The 18,800-nt window shown below is 70.0% G+C and carries 14 protein-coding genes; 7 read left to right on the top strand and 7 right to left on the bottom strand.

Annotated features, from left to right (window positions below; translation table 11 throughout):
- Positions 1 to 90 precede the first annotated feature (90 nt).
- The 3 genes from CRP45_RS27560 to CRP45_RS27550 form a co-directional block, all read right to left on the bottom strand.
- On the bottom strand, positions 91 to 1,677 hold the full coding sequence (locus CRP45_RS27560) for a GMC oxidoreductase (RefSeq protein WP_483869975.1): 1,587 nt from the start codon (positions 1,675 to 1,677) through the stop codon (positions 91 to 93).
- A gap of 139 nt (positions 1,678 to 1,816) precedes the next feature.
- On the bottom strand, positions 1,817 to 3,490 hold the full coding sequence (locus tag CRP45_RS27555) for an alpha/beta hydrolase (protein WP_245910499.1): 1,674 nt from the start codon (positions 3,488 to 3,490) through the stop codon (positions 1,817 to 1,819).
- 87 nt (positions 3,491 to 3,577) lie between these two features.
- Positions 3,578 to 4,345 carry a sulfite exporter TauE/SafE family protein gene (locus CRP45_RS27550; protein ID WP_067790343.1) on the bottom strand — a complete coding sequence of 256 codons (768 nt, stop codon included), beginning with the start codon at positions 4,343 to 4,345 and terminating at the stop codon, positions 3,578 to 3,580.
- 266 nt (positions 4,346 to 4,611) lie between these two features.
- Between CRP45_RS27550 and leuA the strand changes: the two genes are divergently transcribed.
- Entirely contained in the window at positions 4,612 to 6,405 is a 1,794-nt protein-coding gene (gene leuA / locus CRP45_RS27545; RefSeq protein ID WP_097247668.1) for a 2-isopropylmalate synthase, read from the top strand.
- 114 nt (positions 6,406 to 6,519) lie between these two features.
- Here the strand turns inward: leuA and CRP45_RS27540 are convergent, their stop codons facing one another.
- Positions 6,520 to 6,876: a hypothetical protein gene (locus CRP45_RS27540; protein ID WP_097247667.1), complete on the bottom strand. Its 357-nt coding sequence runs from the start codon at positions 6,874 to 6,876 to the stop codon at positions 6,520 to 6,522.
- Positions 6,877 to 7,052: 176 nt separating this feature from the next.
- Here CRP45_RS27540 and CRP45_RS27535 point away from each other — a divergent pair, with 176 nt between their 5' ends.
- Positions 7,053 to 8,837, top strand: a complete 1,785-nt coding sequence (locus tag CRP45_RS27535; protein WP_097247876.1) for a MinD/ParA family ATP-binding protein — start codon at positions 7,053 to 7,055, stop codon at positions 8,835 to 8,837.
- Positions 8,838 to 9,834: 997 nt separating this feature from the next.
- Here the strand turns inward: CRP45_RS27535 and CRP45_RS27530 are convergent.
- The gene (locus CRP45_RS27530; RefSeq protein ID WP_097247875.1) at positions 9,835 to 10,731 is read right to left on the bottom strand and encodes a LysR family transcriptional regulator; all 897 of its coding nucleotides are present in this window, start codon (positions 10,729 to 10,731) and stop codon (positions 9,835 to 9,837) included.
- A 122-nt stretch (positions 10,732 to 10,853) separates the two neighbouring features.
- Here CRP45_RS27530 and CRP45_RS27525 point away from each other — a divergent pair, with 122 nt between their 5' ends.
- The 5 genes from CRP45_RS27525 (at position 10,854) to CRP45_RS27505 (ending at position 16,834) form a co-directional block, all read left to right on the top strand.
- Positions 10,854 to 11,786: an EamA family transporter gene (locus CRP45_RS27525; RefSeq protein WP_097247874.1), complete on the top strand. Its 933-nt coding sequence runs from the start codon at positions 10,854 to 10,856 to the stop codon at positions 11,784 to 11,786.
- Positions 11,787 to 12,286: 500 nt separating this feature from the next.
- Positions 12,287 to 14,002, top strand: a complete 1,716-nt coding sequence (locus CRP45_RS27520; protein ID WP_245910497.1) for a hydroxysqualene dehydroxylase — start codon at positions 12,287 to 12,289, stop codon at positions 14,000 to 14,002.
- Positions 14,003 to 14,024: 22 nt separating this feature from the next.
- Positions 14,025 to 14,657, top strand: a complete 633-nt coding sequence (locus tag CRP45_RS27515) for a pyridoxamine 5'-phosphate oxidase family protein (RefSeq protein WP_097247665.1) — start codon at positions 14,025 to 14,027, stop codon at positions 14,655 to 14,657.
- 253 nt (positions 14,658 to 14,910) lie between these two features.
- Positions 14,911 to 16,131 carry a Mur ligase family protein gene (locus CRP45_RS27510; RefSeq protein WP_097247664.1) on the top strand — a complete coding sequence of 407 codons (1,221 nt, stop codon included), beginning with the start codon at positions 14,911 to 14,913 and terminating at the stop codon, positions 16,129 to 16,131.
- Complete coding sequence (locus CRP45_RS27505; RefSeq protein ID WP_097247663.1) at positions 16,124 to 16,834, top strand: type 1 glutamine amidotransferase; 711 nt, start codon at positions 16,124 to 16,126, stop codon at positions 16,832 to 16,834. Before CRP45_RS27510 ends, CRP45_RS27505 begins: the two co-directional genes overlap by 8 nt.
- Before the next feature lie 86 nt (positions 16,835 to 16,920).
- Here the strand turns inward: CRP45_RS27505 and CRP45_RS27500 are convergent, their stop codons facing one another.
- Together CRP45_RS27500 and CRP45_RS27495 are read right to left on the bottom strand one after the other, a co-directional pair.
- The gene (locus CRP45_RS27500) at positions 16,921 to 17,829 is read right to left on the bottom strand and encodes a transglutaminase family protein (protein ID WP_097247662.1); all 909 of its coding nucleotides are present in this window, start codon (positions 17,827 to 17,829) and stop codon (positions 16,921 to 16,923) included.
- A partial coding sequence (locus CRP45_RS27495; RefSeq protein ID WP_245910495.1) for an alpha-E domain-containing protein occupies positions 17,826 to 18,800 on the bottom strand: 975 nt, incomplete at its 5' end. The genes CRP45_RS27495 and CRP45_RS27500, both read right to left, overlap by 4 nt.

Here is an 18,800-nt window from a genome sequence, read left to right as displayed (position 1 = left end):
AATCCCTTCGACGCCGACGTCCCCGCCGAGCGTAATCGGCCCGCCGCCCGCGAACGGCCGACCGGACATGGTTCCCGGCAAATCCTCGGCTCAGCGACCGGAGCGGATGATCTCCTCGATGTTGCGCTCGGCCAACGCGGTGATGGTCAGCGAGGGATTCACCGCGCCCGAGCTGCCCGGCATGGCCGCGCCGTCCATCACGTACAGACCCGGATACCCGTGCACCCGGCCGTGACCGTCGGTGGCAAGGCCGAGCACCGCGCCGCCCAGCGGGTGCGCGGTGAACAGCGCGTTCGCGTCGTAGCCGAGCGCGCCGTATTCGACGAGGGCGTCGGCACGTTCGGCGATGCGGCGGTCGACGGCCCTGGCGGCGGCGACCACCTCGTCACGATTGCGCGTCGACCAGGACAGCCCCACCGAGTCGCTGGCCCGGTCGTAGCCGAAGCGGGTGCGCGTCGGGTCGAGCACCATGCCGAGCGAGGCGAGCGCGCCCGTCTCGAACGGGATGCCGGGGATGTACCAGTTCTCCAGGGTGACCGGCACGGTCGATTCGTCGAGGATGCGGCTTGCGCTCGGCACGCCCTGGCCGTGTCCGGCCACCGAGCTGGCGCCGCGCGCGAGCACCACGTCGCCGTTGGTGCCCCAGCCTTCGCCGACGTGCTCGTTGAGATCCGGTAGCGCCCCGGTGGCCCTTGCGCGGACGAGCAGTTCGGAGGTGCCGATCGAACCCGCGCCGAGGAAGAGCCGGTCGCAGGTGAGCGTGCGGGTGCCGAGCACCTCGCCGGTCGGCGCGAGCTTGCTGACGCTCACCGTGTAGCGACCGCCGGACTCCTTGCCGATGGCGTCGACCTGATGGCCGGGGAACACCGCCGACCTGCCGGTCTGCTGGGCGTAGCGCAGGTAGTTCTGGTTGAGGTCGAACTTCGCGCCGTTCGAGTTGCCCAGATTGCTGCGCGCCACGGTGGCCGACGGCCGGGTGGTGCCCGCCAGCTCGCCGCGCAGGATGTCCCAGGTGAAGATCGAATCGTTGGGGAGCGGGTGGTATCCGGCCTTGCGCACCTGGTCGTCCCAGGCGCGGGAGTGCGCGAACGGGGCCGAGGCGTAGATGTCGGCCGGAATCGGGTCCAGCCGCAACATTTGGCGCACCCGCGGGTAATAGACGCGCTCGAGTTCGTCGTAGGCCACCGAACCACGGAAGACCTCGTCGAAGAAGCGGCGCTCCGGCGCGATCATCGCGCCGGAGAAGATCACCGAGCCGCCGCCGACCGCCGCCGCCCGCCACACATCGATGCCCGGGTATTCGGTGCAGTCGAGCACGCCGCCGAACTTGGCGAAATGCATCGGAACCTTGGTTACGCCGGTGAAATCGGTGCGGTGCCAGAAGCCGCGGCCGTCGGGCAGGTCGTCGCCGGTGAAGATCTCCCGCCACGGGTCGTTCGGCCAGCGCGATCCGCGCTCCAGCACGGTGTTGGCGACGCCTGCCTCGGCGAGCCGCAGCGCGGTGACGGCGGCGCCGAAACCGGAGCCGATGACGATCGCGGGCGAATGCTCGGGCGGATCGGGAAGTGGCGCAAAGATTTCCGGCACCCATTCGCGGAACAACGAGTGCCAGACCGGGTCCGCGGCGGCAGGCCGCGAGTCGAGCGTCGAACCAACAGCGCCGAAAAGCGCTGCCAAACCCGCCGCCTTGAAAAAGGCGCGTCTGTGCACCAGGCCACCTCCCTCATCACGCATGGCCGAGCGCAGAATAGCGCGCCCGGCCGGGGGGAGGGAATCCACTGTGAAACGTCACGGTCCCACCGCGGGACGGCGTGGTTCAGGACGCGAACGGCCGCCGATCGGCGGCGCAGGTGGCGCCGGGCGCGGGCAGTCGCAGGTCGACCAGGTAGCGCTCGCGCAGCTGTCGCACGCACTCGCCGTCCGGTTCGTGGCCGTAGCCATCGGCGACCACGACGAGCCTGGCGTTGACCAGCTCCTGCTGCGCGCGCTTGGCGAAGGTCACCGGCGTCACCGGGTCGAAGCGGTTGTTCAGCAGCAGCGCGGGTTTGTCGGAGCCGAGCGTCCACGGGCCGGTGTAGCGCTGCGGGTAGCCGCCCTCCGGTGCGGGCCACGTCGCGCACGGCTGGTGCATGCCGAGCCAGAACCGGCCGAAAATCGGTTCGGCGGAAGCGATCTCGTGGGAGAGAGCGGGCCAGTCGACGGACCGCCAGCCCGCGCTCTGGTCGGCGCAGGTGATCGCGGTGAAGGCGTCGAGGAAGTCGTAGTCCGGCACGGCCGCCGCCAGGATCTCGCGCACCTTCGCCGGATCGCCCGCCGGGCCGCGTTCCAGTTCGATCAGCAGCTCGGCGAGCGCGGGCCAGCCGCGCTCCGGGTCGTAGAGCATCAGCGCGTGCGCCTGCACGACCTCGCTGTAGCGCACCGGCACCGCGGGCTCGCCGGCGCCGATCGTGATCGGGGCATGACGCAACAGCTCGAGCAGGGCGTTGTCCCTGGCGCGCAACCGATCCGCCCCGCTGTCCGCGGGCGTGGGGGTGGTGGTCTCGACGCGCTCGGGCCCGGCGCTGCCGGCCTTCTCGGCCCGCTCCTGCGGTGTGGCGGGACCGGTCAGGTCGGACCGCTCGGAGCCACCGGCGAAGGCGCACTTGGCCTTTCCCGCCTCGGCGCACAGCCGCAGGAACTCCGCGTGAATCTCCGCGGTGCCCGCGGCGGTATCGATGACGTAGGCGCGGACGTCGTCGGTGTAGACCCTCGGGTCGAGCATCGAGGACAGCTGGAGTGCGCGCACACGTTCGCCGAACAGCGCGCCGTACACCTGCCCGAGATAGCTGGCGTAGGACCCGCCCGCGTACGTCAGCTTCTCCTCGCCGACCGCGCGCCGCAGCAGGTCCATGTCCCTGGCCGCGTCGACCGTGGTGAGGTGCCCGAGCAATTCGCCGCTGTGCTTCGCGCACCCCTCCGCGAGCGTGCGCGCCGCCTGCTCGGCGGCGCGCTCCTGCTCGGCGTTCGCGGGCGGCAACAGCGTGGCGTCCCAGAACCGGCGCCGTTGCTCGTCGTCGGCGAAACAGCGCACCGGGGCGCTGCGGCCGATCCCGCGCTGGTCGAAGGTCACCACGTCGAAACGCTCGCGGGTCTCCCCCTCGGCCAGTTCGCCCTGCCGCGCCCAGTCGATACCGGAGCCGCCGGGCCCGCCCGCGGCCGTGAACAGGGTGCCGATGCGGCGCTCGGGATCGGCGGCCAGCTGCCGCACCACCGCGAGCTCGATGGTCTTGCCCTCGGGCTCGGCGTAGTTCAGCGGTACCGCGGCGGTCGCGCACTCGAGGCCGCCGAGATCGGCATCGGCGCATGGCCGCCAGTCGAGTCGTGGCGTCGGCGCCGCGTCGGCCTGCCGGACCAGCTCCGAGACGGCCGTCGCCTGCTGAACCGCGGTACACGCGGTCAGCACGGGCGCCGCCGCCGCGACCACGATCAGCACGAACTTCCACCTACGCACAGTGACCATCCTGTGCCCCGGCCACCGCGCGCGTCGTCATCCTTAGTGACGAATTCGACCCTGAGATCGCCTCGGGTCCTTGCCTTCTCATGACATGAGCAGCCGGACCACCGCGATGCTGCCCACCACCACGATGACGGCGCGCAGCACGTTCGGCGGCATCCGCCTGCCGTAGTGGGCGCCGAGCTGGCCGCCGATGATCGAGCCGATCGCGATCATCGCCACGGCCTGCCAGTCCACCTCGGCGACCACGATGAAGATGACCGCCGAGACCGCGTTGACGATGAGCGCGAGCACGTTCTTCACGGCGTTGAGCCGCTGCAGCTCGTCGTGCACGAAGATGCCGAGCAGGCCGATCAGCAGCACGCCCTGCGCCGCGCCGAAGTAGCCGCCGTAGATGCCGGTGCCGTACACCGCCGCGAGCAGGATCGGTCCGCCGTGCTCCGGCACGGTCCCCGCGCCGTTCTCGCGCCGCCGCTTCACCCAGGCCGAGAGCCGCGGCTGCACCACCACCAGGATCAGCGCCACGATGATCAGCGCGGGCACGATCGCCTTGAACGCCGCGGCCGGCAGCACGAGCAGCAACACCGCGCCGGTGATGCCGCCGAGCAGCGAGGCCGTGCCGAGCTGGAGCAGACGGGAACGTTGACCGGCGAGCTCGCGCCGATAGCCGATGACGCCGCTGATCGAACCGGGGACCAGGCCTATGGTGTTCGACACGTTCGCGGTGACCGGCGGCAGCCCGAAGCCGAGCAGCACCGGGAAGGTGATCAGGGTGCCGGAGCCGACGATGGTGTTGATGCCGCCCGCGGCGATGCCCGCCCCGAAGACGGCGAGTAGTTCGAGCCAAGTCATCCGATACGTTCCTTCGACGTCCCGTCGGACCCGCGGCCCGTACAAGCGTTCAGTTCTCCCGGCACGCTATCGGCAGCCCCGCATACCACGCGCAATCGGACCGGGCTTCCAGCACCGCGCCGCGACACGCTAAACTCGTCAGAATCATGCAGCGGGCACTTCTTCTCGGCCGCCGCGACGGGGTCTGATCGGACCGGCTCCCGTCGCGGGGTTTCGCCTGCCGGTCGCCCAATAATCGGGAAACCCCCACACCATGGAGAAATCGCATGTCCCCTGCTGACGCCTACGTTTCCGGCTCGCGCACGATCACCGCTCCCAGCAAGGCCGCGCCCGCCGACCAACCCGGATGGAACAAGCAGAAGAACTCCTCGATGCCGACATTCCGGTATCGGCCGTTCGCCGAGGAGGTCGAGCCGATCACGCTGCCCGACCGTACTTGGCCGGACAAGATCATCGACCGCGCCCCCGGCTGGTGCGCCGTGGATTTGCGCGACGGCAACCAGGCACTGATCGATCCGATGAGCCCCGCGCGTAAGCGCCGCATGTTCGACCTGCTGGTGCGGATGGGCTACAAGGAGATCGAGGTCGGCTTCCCGTCGGCCAGCCAGACCGACTTCGACTTCGTCCGCGAGATCATCGAGGACGGCGCCATCCCGGACGACGTCACCATCCAGGTGCTGACGCAGTGCCGCCCCGAGCTGATCGAACGCACCTTCGAGGCCTGCGCGGGCGCGAGCAACGTCATCGTGCACTTCTACAACTCCACCTCCATCCTGCAGCGGCGGGTGGTCTTCCGCGCCGAGCGCGACGCGGTCAAGAAGATCGCCACCGACGCCGCCAAGCTGTGCCTGGAGGTCGAGCAGCGCTACCCCGACACCAACTGGCGCTACGAGTACAGCCCGGAGTCCTACACCGGCACCGAGCTGGAGTACGCGCGCGAGGTGTGCGACGCGGTCTCCGAGATCATCGCGCCGACCCCCGACAAGCCGCTGATCATCAACCTGCCCGCCACCGTCGAGATGGCGACGCCGAACGTCTACGCCGACTCCATCGAGTGGATGAGCCGCAACCTGGCCCGCCGCGACTCGATCGTGCTGTCCCTGCACCCGCACAACGACCGAGGCACCGCGGTCGCCGCGGCCGAGCTGGGCTACCAGGCGGGCGCCGACCGCATCGAGGGCTGCCTGTTCGGCAACGGTGAGCGCACCGGCAACGTCTGCCTGGTGACGCTGGGCATGAACATGTTCTCCCGCGGCGTCGACCCGCAGATCAACTTCTCCGACATCGACGAGATCCGCCGCACCGTCGAGTACTGCAACCAGCTGCCGGTGCACGAGCGGCACCCGTACGGCGGCGACCTGGTCTACACCGCGTTCTCCGGCAGCCACCAGGACGCCATCAACAAGGGCCTGGACGCGATGAAGGCCGCGGCCGACGCGCAGGACGCCGACGTCTCCGAGATCACCTGGGAGGTGCCGTACCTGCCCATCGACCCGAAGGACGTCGGCCGCACCTACGAGGCGGTCATCCGGGTCAACTCGCAGTCCGGCAAGGGCGGCGTCGCCTACATCATGAAGACCGATCACGGCCTGGTGCTGCCGCGCCGCCTGCAGATCGAGTTCTCCCAGGCGATCCAGCGGATCACCGACGGCGAGGGCGGCGAGGTCACGCCGAAGGAGATGTGGGACGTCTTCCACGAGGAGTACCTGGCCCCGATCCGGCCGCTGGAGCGGATCCGGCAGCGGGTCACCGCGTCCGAGACCGACGGCGGGGTGGACTCCATCACCGCCGTGGTGAAGGTGGACGGCGTCGAGCAGGAGGTCACCGGCAACGGCAACGGGCCGCTGGCCGCGTTCGTCGACGCCATCGCGACCGTCGGCTACGACGTGCGGGTGCTGGACTACTCCGAGCACGCCATGTCGGCGGGTGACGACGCGCAGGCCGCGGCCTACGTGGAGTGCGCCATCGGCGACAAGGTGGTCTGGGGCGTGGGCATCGCCACCTCGATCACCACCGCTTCGCTGCGCGCGGTCGTCTCCGCGATCAACCGCGCCAGCTGACGCGTTCGACGTGGTCGGGGTTTCCGCCCCGGCCACGTCACCAGCGCGTGCCGCGCGGTCGGCCGCGCCTTCGACGGAGCTGCGGCGTCACCGGCGCCGGCTCGTCGCCGAGTCTCACCAGCGCCACTGGATCCAGCCGTCGAGGAAGTCCAGCGAATACGTCTGGTGCTCAGTCCCGTCCGCGGTGACGATCGTCCACACCGCCGATTCGCACTGTCGCACATCGGCATCCGACAGGCCGAGTCGCGCCTGCTCGCGCGCGTATCCCGCGTCGTATTCGTCGTCCGTCAGCAGCTCGGCCTGTTCGCGCGACCACCGCTGCAGCGCACCCGCGCGATCGAACCTCTCGAACTCGACCGGATCGTGAGCGCGCAGCTCGCCGGTGGCCCACGGCGTCTCGTAGCCGTAGCGGACGATCGTGGCGAAAGGTTTGCCGTCACAGCGCAGTAGCATCGGCGCCTCGAAGATCATCGCGCCAGGCTATGGGTGCTGCGCGGCAGGACACAGCCTGCGCGGAGGTTTGCTCACCTGCTAGCGTTGGTTGCACTCAAGCGCCGAGCTCTCTGCTCGAATCCCGAGCAGATGGGGGAACTGTGACAAACAACGACCACAATCCGACCTCTCCGCCCTGGCTGCAGAGTCATTCGGTGGATACGGCCGCGGTCACTGCCGAACCCGCCGGATCGCATGTGGCGCAGGACGAGACGAACGAGACACCCGCCGAGGCGCCCGAAAAGGACGCCGTAGCAGCGGCCGAAGCCCCCGAGGGGCAGGAGGCCGCACCGGGTGGTCGTGAACCGGCGCAGGCCGATGCCGCGCCGGAAACGGGGCAGTTCACCGGTTATCCGCCCGCCGTTGGCCCCGGCGATCCGACCGGCGTGTATCCGCAGCCCGTCGCCCCGCCCGGCTACGGCCCAGCCGAGTTCGCGCCGAACGGAGCCGCGGAGCCGTACGGTCCGTACAGCACCGGCCCGTTCGCGCAGCAGCCCGGCCTCTACCAGGGTGGGCCGTATCAGCCGGGCCTCGAACAGCTTCCGCCGCCGCCCGGTCCCGACCAGCGCGGCGCGCCCTACGGCGAGTACCGCCAGGAGATCGGACCGGACGGTCTGGTTCGCCGGGTTCCGCAGGAGAGCGGCCCGGAAGCCGGTGCGGCACAGGATCAATCGAGCGGTCCGATCTACAGCTGGGCGCCGCCGCCTCCGCCGGTCCAGCCGATGGCCCCGCCGCAGCCGATGTACCAGGAGCCGCCAGCGCCGATCGGCCCGCCGCCGCTCGGGCCGACCGGTCCTGGGCAGACACCGCTCGGCCCGACGGGTCCCGGGCAGACACCGCCCGGGCTCACCGGTCCCGGGCAAACGCCGCCCGGACTCACCGGACCCGGCCAGACGTCGCCCGGACACACCGGTCCCGGCCAGCAGTGGGGTGGCCCGCAGCAGCAGCCGTTCCAGCCGCAGCACGTGCCGCAGCCCGGCCAGCCCGGGCACTCGGTCAACGACCTCAACCTGCTGAAGCGGGCCCGCCGGGCGCCGCGCAGCGGGTGGCGTCGCGCCGTCCACAAGGCCTCCGGCGGCATGATCAACCCGGGCGAATCCGCGGCCGACATCGTCTACCGCGACCTCGTCGACCGGGTGAACCAGCCGGTGCGCGGCGACTATCGGATCGCGATCCTCTCGCTCAAGGGCGGCGTCGGCAAGACGACGACCACGGTCGGCCTCGGCTCGACCTTCGCCTCGCTGCGCGGCGACCGGGTCATCGCGATCGACGCCAACCCGGACCTCGGCACGCTGGCGCATCGGGTGCCGAGGCAGACCCGCTCCACCGTGCGCAACCTGCTGGAGGATCAGCAGATCTCCAGGTACTCGGACGTCCGCGCGCACACCTCGCAGGCCCCGAGCCGACTGGAAGTGCTTGCCTCCGAACAGGATCCGGCTGTCTCCGAGGCGTTCAGCGAGGCCGACTACCGCAAGGCGATCAGCATCCTGCAGTCGTTCTACAACATCATCCTCACCGACTGCGGCACCGGTCTGATGCACTCGGCGATGTCCGGCGTGCTCGATATGGCCAGCTCGCTGGTGCTGGTCACCTCGCCCGCGATCGACGGCGCGCGCAGCGCCTCTGCCACGCTGGACTGGCTCGACCACCACGGCTACGGCAAGCTCGTCGAGCGCACCGTGGTGGTGGTCAACGCCTCGCGCCGCGGCGCCTCCACCGTCGACCTGGACCAGCTGCGCAAGTTGTTCCTCGATCGCACCCGCGCGGTGCAGGTGGTGCCCTTCGACGATCACCTCGCCGAGGGCGCCGAGATCGACCTGGAGCTGGTCAGCAAGCCGACCCGACGGGCCCTGCTGGAACTGGCCGCGATGGTCGCCGACGATTTCGGCTACATCGGCGCGCAGCAGTACCAGCATCCGGGGCCGATGGGTCTGCGTTAGACGGGGCACGCGGCGGGTCTTCCGGTTGACTCGCCCGGCACCGGGCCATAGTCGAAAGTCGCGGCAGGGCAAGTCGACTGCCGAGCGGCCTTCGGTCCGGCGGCTACCCACTGCGCGGCGGACGATCCGCCGCCGCGAACGCCATGCACCGGCAATGGCTGGCAGTTCACCGCGGCATACGCTCTGCCAGAAGCACGTCTCGGCATGCGGAGCACGCTGGCATGGCGCCGATTTCGCGTCTGCTACTCCGCCGGTGACCTGGTCCGCAGCGGCGCGAAAGGCCACCAGCACCCGACCGCGGCCGCCACTCCGCAAGCGGACCACTCTGGCAGAGCGGCGATTTCGCGTCTGCCACTTCCGTGTGCCCCGGTCGGCAGCCGACCGGAACGCCAGGCGCCTGGCGATCGCGAGCCGCTACTCCGCAGTCACTCGGTCTGCGGCGGCGCGAAGGGAAGCCAGTACCCGGGCGATGGCGGGCCACTACTCCGCCCGGCGGCTACCCACTGCGCGGTGGACAATCCGCCGCCGCGAACGCCATGCACCGGCAATGGCGGGCTCGTTCACTGCGGCATACGCTCCGCCAGGAGCACTGTGGCGGGCGACAACATTCGCGTCCGCACTCCGCGGTGACGCGCCGCGCCGTCGGAGGACGCCGCGAAAGCCGAGACGACCGCGGGCGCCGCGGGCGCCACTCCGCGGTGACTCGGTCCGCGGCGGAGCGAAAGGCCGCCAGCACCATGGCGACCGCGAGCCGCTACTCCCCAGTGCCGGGGCCAGCGGCAGAGCGAAGGGAAGCCAGCACCCTGGCGATGACGGGCCACTACTCCGCGAGCGGACGGCACTGGCAGAGCGGCAACTTCGCGTCTGCCACCTCCTTGCGCCCCGACCCGCAGCCGACCGGAACGCCGCAGACACCTGGCGATCGCGAGCCGCTACTCCCCAGTGCCGGGGCAGCGGCAGAGCGAAGCGCAGCCAGCACCCGGGCGATGACGGGCCACTACTCCGCAGTGACTTGGTCAGCGGCGGAGCGGAAAGCGGCGAGGACCGTGGCGATCGCGGGCCGTCTTTCCGCGTGCGCACGGGTGACCAGGTCGTAGTTGCGGGCGGCGCGGACGCCGGAGAGTCGCAGCACCGCGAGATCCGGGTGGGCGACGGCGAAGCGCGGCATCAGCGCGACGCCGTAGCCGGATGCGACGAGCGTTTCGATGACGCGGAAATCGTTGAGCCGCTGCGCTATTCGCGGCTGAACTCCGGTCACCGTTGCGATCGATTCGAGCACGTCGTCGACCGGGAAGCCGCCGCGCACGCTGAGCCAGGTCTCGTCCGCGAGTTCGGCGGGGGTCACCGAGCGCTGCCCAGCCAGCCGGTGCGTCGGGGCGACGACAACGTCGATGGGTTCGCGCATAAGGAACCGCGAGGTGATGCGCGGTCCGGCCACCGAGCCGGAGCGCTCGTCGCGGTGGGTCAGGACGATGTCGTAGTCGGCGAGCAGGCCCGGCACTCCGCTCGGGGGCACGTCTTCGTCGCGGGCGACCACGTCGACGTCGCTGCCCGCCAGCGCGGGCAAAACCAGCGGAAGCAGCAGCGCCGCACCCGACGGGAACAGCGCAACCCGCACCTGCCCCCTCGGCGACCCGCGATAGTGCGCCATCTCCGCGACCGCCCGGTCCATGGCGGCGAGCACCTCGTCGGCGCGGACGACAAGCGCCTGCCCCGCGTCGGTGAGACGGATGCGGCGGCCGTCGGGCTCCAGCAGCGCGACACCGGCCTCCTTGGCCAGCGTCTTGAGTTGCTGGGAAACCGCGGACGGCGTCATGGACAACGCGTCGGCCACGGCGGAAATGGTTCCGCGGTCGGCGAATTCGCGCAGGACTCGCAGCCGATCCACGGACATCGGCGGCCCCTGCGACCCGATCGGCACAGGCGCATCCTTTCGTCGATAGTGAAGCATTGCTACAGTATCAGTGCAGATTTATTCGATTGTGCTGATGCTTTTCCAGCTCGACCATGGTGAGCGTGACCAACCGCGACCGCCTGCTCGGCCTCACCGTCGTCCTGCTCTGGGGCCTGAACTTCATCGCCATCCGAGTCGGCCTCGACCACTTCCCGCCGCTGTTCTTCGCGGCCCTGCGTTTCGCGGTGCTCGCCGTGCCGGTGCTGCTGTTCGTTCCGCGTCCGAACGTGCCGTTGCGCTGGCTCTTGTTGTACGGCACGGGTTTCGGCGTGCTGCAATTCGCATTTCTGTTCACCGCGATGCGCGAGGGCATGCCGACCGGGCTGGCCTCGCTGGTGTTGCAATCCTCTGCACCGTTCACGGTGGTGCTCGGCGCGCTGCTGCTCGGTGAGCGGCTGCGCCCGATCCAACTGGGCGGGTTGTTCGTCGCGGTGGCCGGGATCGTGGTGATCGGCGCCGACCGCGTGCACGTCGCGCCGCTGCTTCCGCTGCTGCTCACCCTGGCGGGCGGGCTCGGCTGGGCCTTCGGCAATATCGGCTCTCGGCTGGCCGCGGCTTCGAGCGAGGTCAACCCGCTGCACCTGACCTTGTGGATGACGGTGGTTCCGCCGCTTCCGCTGTTCGCTCTCTCCACGCTCACCGAAGGCCCGGCGACCGGTTGGCACGCACTGGCCGACATCTCCGCGCCGACCGGGTGGCCCGCGCTGCTCGGCCTGGCCTACATCGTCGCGCTGGGCACGGTCGCGGGATCGGGGTTGTGGACGTACCTGATGAGTCGCTATCCGGCGGGCGCGGTCGCGCCGCTTTCGCTGCTCGTCCCGGTCGTCGGCATCGCCGCGGCCTGGGCTTTCCTCGACGAGACGCCGACCGGGTGGCAGTTGCTCGGCGGCCTGGTCGTGATCACCGGCGCGTTCGTCGCCACCACCGCGGGCAAGCCGACGCGGGTAGCTGAGACCGCGGAATCGGATCCGGCCACCGAACCCGCGCTGCGCTGATCGTCCGCCCACTGGTTCCGTGGGTCGCGAACACCGCGAAATCGGGTCCGGCAGCTGAACCCGCGCTGCGCCGAGCATCCGCCGAGTACGGATTCCGTGGGCCGCGAGGACCGCGGATCGGATCCGGCCGCCGAACCCAGCGGTGCGTTGAGATTCCACCGAATACGAGTTCCGTGGGTGAGACAGCCGCCGAACGGAGCGGGCAGGCGAACTCGGCTGCGTTGAAACCCCTCCCGAGTGCGAGTTTGCGAATTGCGAGTTTCGGGAAGTAGCTCGCGTCGCGCGAGGGCGGCGGTACTCTCGGGGCGCTGTACTCGCCGCGGCCGATCCATACGGCCGCGACCCGGCGGCGGCAGGGGCGGGTGGGATGGCCCCGAACAGGCGCTTTACAGTGGGTGCGGCGGTGAAGGTAGGGTCCCGAAGGCTAGGCAGCAGAGACGCGCATGGCAGAACAGCGATGGGCCGTCTCGCGAAGAACGATGCTTCGCGGCACGGTGGCAATGGGGGTTTCGTCGGCGGGGGCTTTCACGGCCAGTGCGCTGAGACCGGGGCTCGCATCGGGGGCTCCCAGCGGCAGACGGGTGGCGGTGCTCGGCGGCGGGGTCGCGGGACTCACCGCGGCGCACGAACTTGCCGAACGCGGATTCCAGGTCACCGTCTACGAGAGACGGGCGCTCGGCGGTAAGGCGCGCAGCATTCCGGTGCCTGGCAGCGGGTCCGGCGGACGTCCCGATCTCCCCGGCGAACACGGCTTCCGTTTCTTTCCCGGCTTCTACCAGCACATTCCGGACACGATGCGGCGAATCCCGTTCGCGGGTAACGCCGAAGGAGTCTGGAACAACCTGATCGCGATGCCCGAGGCGCGCATGTCCCGCCGCGACGGCGACGACTTCCAGATACCGCTCGGCTTCCGCGCCAGACCGAATCCGCGGCCGGAGGACTTCCGCGAGACCGTCGGCGCCGCCATCGCGACGGCACTGAAAATGCCCGCCGCGGAAGGACTTTACTTCGCCAACCGGCTGCTCGTGTTCAACACCAGTTGCGACGCCCGCCGCTACGGCCAGTGGGAGCACATGGCCTGGCGCGATTTCGTCGGCGCGCACCACCGTTCGCACGAATTCCGCGCGCTGATCTCGCGCACGCTCACCAGCATCATGGTCGCCGCCAAGGACAACCTCGCCAGCGTGCGCACCATCGGCAATATGGGCGAGCAGTTCCTCGGCAACCCGTTCGAGGTCGGCAACGACGGCGCGCTGGACCGGGTGCTGAACGGCCCGACCAACGCGGCGTGGATCGATCCGTGGACCGCACGGCTGCGCGAACTCGGCGTCGAATTCGCGCTCGGCGCGGAGGTGCGCGGGCTCGAGGTGCGGGACCGGCGCATCAGCGGCGCCCGCATCGTCGACGGCAACGGCAGCCGCACGGTCGAGGCCGATTACTTCGTGGTGGCGCTGGCCGCCGAACAGGCCCGCGCGCTGTGGTCGCCCGACGTGCTCGAGGTGCGCCCGGAGCTGGCCGCGATGGACCGGCTGTTCGTGGACTGGATGACCGGCATCCAGTTCTACCTGCGCAGACCGGCCGAGATCTCCAGGGGCCACACCGCCTACATCGACGCGCCGTGGTCGCTGACTTCGATCAGCCAGAACCAGCTGTGGACGCGCAAGCTCGCGGAATTCGGCGACGGCACCGTGCAGGATTGCCTCTCGGTCGACATCTCCGACTGGAACACCCCCGGCATCCTGTACGGCAAGACCGCCAAGGAATGCACGCACCAGGAGATCGCGCGCGAAGTGTGGGCGCAGATGCAGGCGCACCTCAACGATCGCGGCGAGGAACTACGCGACGCCGACCTGCACTCCTGGTTCCTCGATCCCGCGATCGCCTGGCAGTCCGAACAGCGCCGCAACACCAACGCCGACCCACTGCTGATCAACACCGCCGGGTCGTGGGAGCACCGCCCCGAACCGCACGGCGATCTCGAAAACCTGTTCCTCGCGGGCGATTACGTGCGAACCAACGTCGACCTCGCCACCATGGAGGGCGCCAACGAGTCAGCACGGGCCGCGGTGAACGCGCTGCTGGACGTCGCGGGTTCGGACGCGCCACGCTGCCGCATGTACACGCTGTACCGCGCGACCGAACTGGAACCGTTGCGGCGCATGGACGCCGACCGGTACGCGGCGGGTCAGCCGAATCTATTCGACGTGCACTTCTGATCGGGGGTGCTTCAATCGAGGTATGGGAGAGACCACAGAGATCACCGACACCGCCGACCTGCGTGCGTTGCTCGGCGCGGTGATGCCGCGCGCGGCGACGAAAGAGCGCGTCGCACTGCACCAGCGCGACCGCGAGTGGATCGCCAACTCCCCGTTCCTGGTGATGAGCACCAGCGACGCCGACGGCAACTGCGACGCCTCGCCCAAGGGCGACCCTGCGGGTTTCGTGAAGGTGCTCGACGACCGCACCATCGCCATCCCCGAGCGCCCTGGCAACCGCAGGGCCGACGGCTACCTCAACATCCTCGCCAACCCGCACGTCGGCCTGCTCTTTCTCATCCCAGGCCGCCGCGACACCCTGCGCGTCAACGGCCGCGCCCGCCTGGTCCGCGACGCCGCCTACTTCGACGACATGGTGGTCAAGGGCCACCGCCCGATCCTCGCCGTCGAGGTCGCCGTCGAACAGATCTTCTTCCACTGCGCCAAAGCGTTCATCCGCAGCCACCTGTGGGAGCCGGAGCAGTGGCCCGCCGACACCCTCCCCAGCACCGCCTGCCTGGTCAAGGACGTGGATCCGAATGTGAAGGAGACGGTGGACGAACTGGAGCGGTACTACTCGCCGGAAAACTACGCGGCCAAGCTGTACCGAGACTGACCTCCGCCCGGCCGTCGCGTCGCGCCCACCCCACCAATCCCCAACCACCACGCAGCGACTGCTCCCACACACCCCGTATACGCGTCACATAGCCACCGCCTATGTGAGGAGTGCAAAGCCTGTGTGGCCACCACCCCTACGCCGCAACTTGCCGGCGCGCAGGCGCAACCCCGTGACCCCGACCTCACCGACCCACGCTGTCGCGGCGCACCAAGAACCCCGCACATAGACTCTCGGCGTGGCGAAGATATCGATGCGTGGGCGGATCGCCCTGCGGGCCGCGGCGGCAGCGTCGTGGGCCTCGCAGAAGGCGGGACGCGGCAAGGGTTCGATGATCGGCGGCCTGATCGCGCTGAAGATCGACCCGACGATCATGGACCAGCTCGGACGTGGCAGGCGGACGGTGCTGGTCACCGGCACCAACGGCAAGTCGACGACGACGCGGATGACCACCGCCGCGCTGAGCACCCTCGGTCAGGTCGCCACGCAGGCCGACGGCGCCAATATGGACGCGGGCATCGTGGCCGCGCTGAGCACGCACCAGGGTGTGCCGCTGGCCGCCATCGAGGTGGACGAACTGCATCTGCCGCACGTCAGCGACTCGCTGAACCCGGCGGCCGTTGTGCTGCTGAACCTCAGCCGCGACCAGCTGGACCGGGTCGGCGAGATCAACATGATCGAGCGCAAGCTGCGCGCCGGACTCGCCAAGCACCCCGACACGGTGGTGATCGCCAACTGCGACGACGTGCTGGTCACCTCGATCGCCTACGACCACCCGAACGTGGTGTGGGTCGCCGCGGGCAGCGGCTGGGCGATGGACGCGACGAGTTGTCCGCGCTCCGGCGAGCCAATCATCTGGGAGGGCGAGCACTGGCGCAGCACCGGCACGGATTTCCAACGGCCGCAACCCGATTGGCACCTGGAGGGGAACGACCTCGTCGGCCCCGACGGCGAACGCCATCTGCTCGAGCTCGCGCTGCCCGGCAGGGCCAACCGGGGTAATGCCGCGCAGGCGGTCGCCGCCGCGGTCGCGCTGGGCGCCGAAACGGCCAAGGCCGTCGTAGCCGCGGGCACGGTGCGCGAGATCGCGGGCCGCTACCGGACCGTGCAGGTCGGCGAGCACGCCGCGCGGCTGCTGCTCGCCAAGAACCCGGCGGGCTGGCAGGAAGCCCTTTCGATGATCGAGCCGACCGCGGCCGGACTGGTGATCGCGGTGAACGGGCAGGTGCCCGACGGCGAGGACCTCTCCTGGCTGTGGGACGTGCGCTTCGAGCACTTCGAGGGCGTGCAGGTCGTCGCCTCCGGCGAGCGCGCGACCGACCTCGCTGTGCGCCTCACGTACGCGGGCGTCGAGCACACCACCGTGCCGGATCCCTTGCGCGCCATCGCCTCCTGCCCGCCAGGGCAGGTCGAGGTGCTCGCCAACTACACCGCGTTCCGCGACCTCAACCGCGACTTGGAGAATCATGGGTGACTCGACGGTACGGATCGGCCTCGTGCTGCCCGATGTGATGGGCACCTACGGCGACGGCGGCAACGCGCTCGTCCTGCGCCAACGGCTGCGCATGCGCGGCTACGACGCCGAGATCGTGGAAATCACGCTGCCCGAACCGGTTCCGAACTCGCTGGACATCTACACCCTCGGCGGCGCGGAGGACTCGGCGCAGCGGCTGGCCACCCGGCACCTGCAGCGCTACCCCGGCCTGCAGGAGGCGGCCGCGAAAGGCGCTCCGGTGCTTGCCATCTGCGCGGCGATTCAGGTACTCGGCAACTGGTACGAGACCTCCTCGGGCGAGCGTGTCGACGGCGTCGGCCTGCTCGACGTGACCACCTCGCCCCAGGCCAAGCGCGCCATCGGCGAAGTGACGACCACTCCCATGCTCGACGGACTCACCGCTGCGCTCACCGGATTCGAAAACCACCGTGGCGGAACGAAGCTCGGCCCGGAGGCGACCGGCCTCGCGCGCGTCACCCGCGGCGTCGGCAACGGCGTCGGCGACGGACTCGAGGGGGTCGTCCAGGGCTCGGTCATCGGCACCTACATGCACGGCCCGGCCCTCGCCCGCAACCCCGAGCTCGCCGACCTCCTGCTCATCCGAGCCCTCGGCGTCGACACCCTCGAACCGCTGAATCTTCCCGAGGTCGACCAGCTCCGCCGGGAACGTCTCCGCGCCTGAGGGCAGGTCACAAGCTCGCGCGAAGTCGCCGACCAACCGCGTGTTCTCGACGAGGGCAGTGGCGGAGGTTATCGCGAAACGGGAATTCACACCTCGACGGGAGCGACGTCGACCGCGACCGTGATCGAGCTCTCCTTGGCCTCGGTGTAGATGATGCCGCGCAGCGGTGGCACATCCGCGTAGTCGCAGCCCCACGCTGCGACGACGTAGCGCTCGTCCGCGAGCTGGTCGTTGGTGGGGTCGAAGCCGATCCAGCGGCCCGCGCGTTCGGACGAGTTCTGGCCCGGGACCCACACCGCCGCCCAGGCGTGCGTGGCGTCGGCGCCGACCATGCGCTCCTTGCCCGGCGGCGGGTCCGTCGCGAGGTAGCCGGAGACGTATCGCGCGGCGAGCCCGTGCGACCGGAGGCAGGCCGCGGCGATTCTAGCGAAATCCTGGCAAACGCCCGCGCGCGCGTAGAACACGTCGGAGACCCTGGTCGAGACGGTCGTCGAGCCAGACCAGTAGGTGAAGTCGGTGTTGATGCGGGTCGTCAGCTCGGTCACCGCGGCGAGCAGCGGGCGTCCCGGTGTGAGCGAGCGCGCCGCGTAGGCGGTGATCTCCTCGGTGATCTCCGGCGGGTGCAGGTCGAGGGTGAACTCAACGGCCAGCGGACCGGTCGCGTGGCTGGGCCTGGCGGACTCCCACGGCAGCAGCGCCGGGTCGTCCGTCGGCTCGGCGGGCGGGTCGACCTCGACCGTCGACTCCGCGCTGACGACCAGCTCCCGGTGTTCGGCCGTGACATGGAAGTAGTGCGTGGTGTTGCCGTACACATCGGTGCCGATGGACCGGTCCGACGGCGCCGGGTCGATGTTCACCTCGTGCGCGAGCACCCGCTGACCGGGGAACTCGCGCGGTGTCAGGTAAGCGCGCCCGTAGGAGCTGGTCACGTCCTCGGAGTAGGTGTAGGTGGTGCGGTGGGATACCCGGTACCGCCGCGTCGCGCCGTCGATCATCCGACCACCCGCGTGCTACCCCACAGCGGCTGAATGCCCACCGGCAGCGAGAGTTTCGTCGTCTCGAAGGATTCCGCCACCTTGCGCAGCCGCAGGTGCACACCGTCGAGCAGTTCGGCCAGCTCGGTGCGCCTTCCGTTCTCGTCGGTGACGTTCAGGTCGTCCGGATCGACGCGGCGCAGCATGCGCTGCGCGTCGGCCAGCAACCGTTGCGGCCGTGAGGATCCCGAGGCGCCGGGCAGCGCGGCGAAATCCGCGTCGAGCCGTTCCAGCTGGTAGGCCAGCGACCGCGGATTGCCCCTGTCGAACAGCAGCAACCCGGCGACCGCCGAGACCCGTACCGAATCCCGGTGGCGCCGACGGTAACTCACCGACGACTCGGCCGCCTGCAACACCGCCTCGGTGACCACCCGCTCGGCCTCCGGCGGATACGTCTCGGTCAACGCCGCCGAGAGCAGCGCCGTCACGGCCAGCCCGCGCTCGATGCGCTTGCCGATATCCATGACGCACCAACCGATGTCGCGCACCAGCGACTCGGCGCCGATGCCGGACAGCGAGAGCAGGGCGGCCAGCGTCAGCGAATGCACCGCCGAGAGCGCCGTCTCGTCGCCATCGCTCTCCCGGTACTCGGCCAACGCCCGGTCCACCGAGCTGAGGATCATCCACGTGTCGTGCGAAAGCTGGTCGCGCACGGCCCGCGCCGAGGATCCGTACCGGTCGATCGCGTAGGCCAGCGACCCGGGCAGCTCCCGATCGATGGTCAATGCCTCGAGATAGTCGTGCCCCTCGCGAGACGCACCCGCCACCGCGGCCACCCCGCCGTTGCTCCCCGGCACACTCTCACCCTCGAATCCGCTTGCCGCACCACCCAACTCGGACTCCGCACCACCCAATCCCAGACCCTCGCCGAGAGCTTGGGACTCCCCACCCCTGTACTCCGGCTCCCCGCCACCCGGCCCCCCGCCGAGGGC

Source organism: Nocardia amikacinitolerans (assembly GCF_900215415.1).
Lineage (GTDB): Bacteria > Actinomycetota > Actinomycetes > Mycobacteriales > Mycobacteriaceae > Nocardia > Nocardia amikacinitolerans.
Note: the sequence above shows the minus strand (reverse complement) of the source record. Positions and strands in the feature narration are given on the sequence as shown.

Bases quoted from the DNA above. Each gene is read 5' to 3' on its own strand.
- CRP45_RS27550 (WP_067790343.1), bottom strand. From the start codon at position 4,345: ATGACTTGGCTCGAACTACTCGCCGTCTTCGGGGCGGGCATCGCCGCG.
- leuA (WP_097247668.1), top strand. From the start codon at position 4,612: ATGTCCCCTGCTGACGCCTACGTTTCCGGCTCGCGCACGATCACCGCT.
- CRP45_RS27540 (WP_097247667.1), bottom strand. From the start codon at position 6,876: ATGATCTTCGAGGCGCCGATGCTACTGCGCTGTGACGGCAAACCTTTC.
- CRP45_RS27530 (WP_097247875.1), bottom strand. From the start codon at position 10,731: ATGTCCGTGGATCGGCTGCGAGTCCTGCGCGAATTCGCCGACCGCGGA.
- CRP45_RS27520 (WP_245910497.1), top strand. From the start codon at position 12,287: ATGGGGGTTTCGTCGGCGGGGGCTTTCACGGCCAGTGCGCTGAGACCG.
- CRP45_RS27515 (WP_097247665.1), top strand. From the start codon at position 14,025: ATGGGAGAGACCACAGAGATCACCGACACCGCCGACCTGCGTGCGTTG.
- CRP45_RS27510 (WP_097247664.1), top strand. From the start codon at position 14,911: ATGCGTGGGCGGATCGCCCTGCGGGCCGCGGCGGCAGCGTCGTGGGCC.
- CRP45_RS27505 (WP_097247663.1), top strand. From the start codon at position 16,124: ATGGGTGACTCGACGGTACGGATCGGCCTCGTGCTGCCCGATGTGATG.
- CRP45_RS27500 (WP_097247662.1), bottom strand. From the start codon at position 17,829: ATGATCGACGGCGCGACGCGGCGGTACCGGGTATCCCACCGCACCACC.